Source organism: Fulvivirga aurantia, assembly GCF_009711475.1.
GTDB lineage: Bacteria > Bacteroidota > Bacteroidia > Cytophagales > Cyclobacteriaceae > Fulvivirga > Fulvivirga aurantia.
Map to the genome: position 1 here is coordinate 1 of NZ_SMMD01000585.1, position 4,314 is coordinate 4,314.

At 39.0% G+C, this 4,314-nt stretch carries 3 protein-coding genes and 1 pseudogene; 1 reads left to right on the forward strand and 3 read right to left on the reverse strand.

The annotated features are described in order from the left end of the window. Positions 1–182 precede the first annotated feature (182 nt). Positions 183–2,996: a carbamoyl-phosphate synthase large subunit gene (carB, locus tag E1176_RS05080; protein ID WP_155209484.1), complete on the reverse strand. Its 2,814-nt coding sequence runs from the start codon at positions 2,994–2,996 to the stop codon at positions 183–185. A gap of 309 nt (positions 2,997–3,305) precedes the next feature. On the opposite strand from carB, the gene E1176_RS05085 reads away from it, so the two are divergent. Beyond that, positions 3,306–3,758: a DUF6438 domain-containing protein gene (locus E1176_RS05085; protein WP_155209485.1), complete on the forward strand. Its 453-nt coding sequence runs from the start codon at positions 3,306–3,308 to the stop codon at positions 3,756–3,758. 1 nt (position 3,759) lies between these two features. On the opposite strand, the gene E1176_RS05090 is transcribed toward E1176_RS05085, so the two are convergent. Then, positions 3,760–4,005: a hypothetical protein gene (locus E1176_RS05090; RefSeq protein ID WP_155209486.1), complete on the reverse strand. Its 246-nt coding sequence runs from the start codon at positions 4,003–4,005 to the stop codon at positions 3,760–3,762. Between the two features lie 125 nt (positions 4,006–4,130). After that, positions 4,131–4,314, reverse strand: a pseudogene (locus E1176_RS05095) (DUF58 domain-containing protein); the annotation flags it as partial.

Below are 4,314 nucleotides of genomic sequence, written 5' to 3' on the forward strand. Positions count from 1 at the left end.
CATCTGTAGGTTTACTTTTGTTATAAGTCCTCTGTCTATTGTACTGTCCAGAGTTGCTCGCTGCTGAGCCTCCCTTCAAAACAAGTTTGAAAAAAAAGCCTAACAACTTAAATATCAGATAACCTACTAAGAATGTTATTAACAGAAATTTTAGCATTCCTTTTCTTTTTTACCTTATAAACCTATCTACTCAAGTATAGGTTTCGTTCGCTGTAGATTTTCATGAAATAATCATCCATAAGATCGTCTATGAAGTAGATAGCCTCACCTGTGGATTTCATCTCAGGCCCTAATTCTTTATTTACATTAGGGAATTTTGCGAATGAGAATACCGGCTCTTTAATCGCATATCCTTTTTTCTTCGGATTGAATTTAAAGTCAGTCACCTTTTTCTCACCAAGCATTACTTTAACAGCATAGTTAACATAAGGCTCATCGTATGCCTTACAAATGAAAGGTACAGTACGAGACGCTCTAGGGTTGGCCTCAATCACATAAACCTTATCATCCTTGATCGCATACTGGATGTTGATTAACCCTACCGTCTTAAGCTCCAAAGCTATTTTTTTGGTATAGGTCTCAATCTGCTGTACCACAAGGTCGCCCAGGTTATAAGGAGGTAAAACTGCGTATGAGTCTCCAGAGTGAATACCTGCCGGCTCGATGTGCTGCATAACTCCGATAATGTACACATTTTCCCCATCACAAATGGCATCTGCTTCAGCTTCAATGGCTCCATCTAAGAAGTGATCGAGGAGTACCTTGTTGCCAGGAATTTTCTTAAGTATATCGATGATATGTGACTCAAGTTCTTGCTCGTTGATCACAATCTTCATGCTTTGCCCACCAAGCACATAAGAAGGTCTCACTAAAAGAGGGAATCCTAGTTCTTTTGACAGTTCGAGGGCTGTTTCAGCATCCTCTGCCACGCCAAATTTTGGATAAGGAATATCATTATCCTTAAGCAAGGTAGAAAAGCTACCTCTATCCTCGGCAAGATCTAGTGCTTCAAATGAGGTTCCTATGATTTTGACCCCATATTTTTCAAGTTTCTCAGCAAGTTTAAGTGCTGTTTGTCCACCAAGCTGTACGATTACGCCTTCAGGCTTTTCGTGCTCTATGATGTCATAAATATGTTCCCAGAAAACAGGCTCAAAATAAAGCTTGTCAGCGATGTCGAAATCTGTACTTACTGTTTCAGGATTACAGTTTATCATGATGGTTTCATAGCCACACTCTTTGGCAGCTAGTATACCGTGTACACAACTGTAGTCAAACTCAATCCCCTGACCTATACGGTTTGGTCCTGAGCCCAAAACGATAATTTTCTTTTTGTCAGACGAGTGTGATTCGTTTTCCTGATCGAAAGTAGAGTAGTAATAAGGTGTCTGAGCTTCAAACTCAGCAGCACAAGTATCAACCAGTTTGTACACACGGTTGATACCAAGTTCTTTTCTTTTCTTATATACCTCACTTTCCCAGCATTTCATTAAATGCCCCAACTGTCGGTCTGCATAGCCCTTTTCTTTGGCCGTGCGTAGCAACTGTGCGGGAATGGTCTCTATAGAATACTTTTCAATTTCGTTTTCAAGTAGAATGAGCTCTTCGATTTGGGACAAGAACCACTTATCGATTTTAGTGAGCTTTTCGATTGTCTTGAAAGGGATACCTAATTTAAAGGCATCATATATGTGAAATAATCGGTTCCAGCTTGGGTTTTCGAGGCTGTAAAGTATTTCTTCTTGTTTTTTAAGTTCTTTACCGTCTGCGCCTAATCCATTCCTTTTGATCTCTAAAGACTGACAAGCCTTTTGAAGTGCCTCCTGGAAGTTTCTACCTATACCCATGGCTTCACCTACAGATTTCATGGACAAACCAAGTTTTCTGTCTGAGCCCTGGAATTTATCAAAATTCCAACGAGGTATTTTTACGATTGTATAGTCGATGGCAGGCTCAAAGAAGGCTGATGTTGTACCCGTAATTGCATTTTTAAGCTCATCGAGGTTGTATCCGATGGCGAGTTTTGCTGCAATTTTAGCAATAGGATAACCTGTAGCTTTAGACGCCAAGGCTGAAGATCTTGATACCCTTGGGTTTATTTCGATTCCGATAATTTCATCGTTCTCAGGGTTAACTGCGAACTGCACGTTACAGCCACCGGCAAATTTACCGATGCCATTGATCATTTTCTTAGACAGATTTCGCATTTCCTGATAAACAGTATCAGGTAAGGTCATGGCAGGTGCTACAGTAATGGAATCTCCTGTGTGTACACCCATCGGGTCGAAGTTTTCGATAGAGCAAATAATAATGATGTTTCCTACATTATCTCTGATAAGCTCAACCTCATATTCTTTCCACCCTAAAATACTTTGCTCGATCAAAACCTCATGAATTGGAGAGGTATGAAGCCCGTGAGTCAGGGCTTTTTCAAACTCGTCATACGAGTGAACAAAGCCTCCACCGGAACCTCCTAATGTGTAGGAAGGTCTGATAACAAGTGGGAAGCCAATTTCTTGTGCTATTTCTTTACCTTGAAGGAAAGATGTAGCAGTCTCTCCTTTACACACATTTACACCGAGCTCGTGCATTTTAAGACGGAATTTCTCCCTGTCTTCGGTGGTTTCTATGGCGTTGATGTCTACACCAATAATTTTCACACCATAATGATCCCAAATGCCTGCTTTATCGCAATCTATAGCGAGGTTTAAAGCAGTTTGTCCACCCATGGTTGGGAGAACGGCATCAATATTATGTTTTTCTAAAATTTCGCGGACCGATTTTTTGGTGAGGGGCTTGAGGTAGATGTTGTCGGCAGTGACATTGTCGGTCATGATGGTGGCCGGGTTGGAATTGATGAGGGTGACTTCGATTCCCTCTTCTCTCAGTGACCTGGCCGCTTGGGATCCAGAATAATCGAACTCACAAGCTTGACCAATAACAATAGGCCCGCTACCTATAATAAGTACGGACCGAATACTTCTATCTCTTGGCATGGAATAATATTAGTAGTGGTTAAAAGATTGACTTCTGCGCAAATTGGCACAAAGTTATACTAAAATGATAAGAATCAAAACCAAAAAAGGGGTGGTGTGACATCTGTAGATGGTATTTTTCAATTCTTTTTTAAGAACAGCCTAAAGTATAGGTACTGATAATTTGAAAAGAGTCGTTTTAGAGAGTCCCAGCCTTGCAGTTGACCGGATGTAGATAAAAAATAGTCGTGTATTTTAAGTATTTTTATGAAGTGTTAATTATAGCTTTAGGGTTGTTATAAAATCAAAAAGCATTCTATTCTTTAATAAATGAAAAAGGTTCTAATAGTATTACTGTCAATCGTTTTAATCAATTGCAAAAGCCAACAGATACCCTCTGAAAAAGAGGCCGTTGTAGTTATGCAAAAAACACCTTGTATGGGTAGCTGTCCGGATTATGAGATTATGATTTTTGACGATATGCGGGTAGTGCTCAACGCAAGGCAGCATGTCGGTATGAAGGGAACCTATACCAGTGAAATACCAGAAAGTACATATCACGAGATATTAGATAGCTTTAAGGAAAATAATTTTTTCGAGTATAAGGATGAGTATACTTCAAATATCACTGATATGCCGACTACAATTACAACCTTTAGGTATGGTGGCAAAGAAAAGAAAGTAATTGATTACCACGGAGCTCCGGAGTCACTCAAGCAAATTGAGCAAAATGTACATGACCTTATTAAGCAGTTGGAGTGGCAAATGGTAGAAGAGGATTAGATTAATGATCTATTTTCTTCACTTTTTGAGTGTCAGTAGAAGCATCAATCATTTTCAACCAACTTGTTTTCTGGCCATTTTCTAATGATTGATAGAAATAGCTGTTTTCTTCTACTACTAACTTACATTGACCCAGATTATAGCGTAAGGCCTCAACCAAATCTCCTTCCTTTAAAGGTTGATTATTTAGGTCTGTAAGTGCAGGAAGTGCAGGCTTCTTATCTTTTCTTTTAAATAAACCGAACATACGTAAACATAAAAAAATCTGCGGCTATTAAAAGGGACACTTTTATAAGTGGCAGACGGTGTTGTGAAAATTATGAGAATTTAACAGCCAAGTAGAGTAATCAGTTTTCATAAACAGCGATTATCCTATATTAAACCTCGTGATTTTAGCTCTAAATATTTGTTGATTGTGTCGACATTTAGATTTTCTGGTTTTGTTAGAACCGAATGAATACCGTTGCTATGTAGTTCTTTGGCTATAAGATTTTTCTCATAGGCCAATTTTTCAGCAACAGCCTTCTTATATATCTCTTTCATATTATTTGCCGAC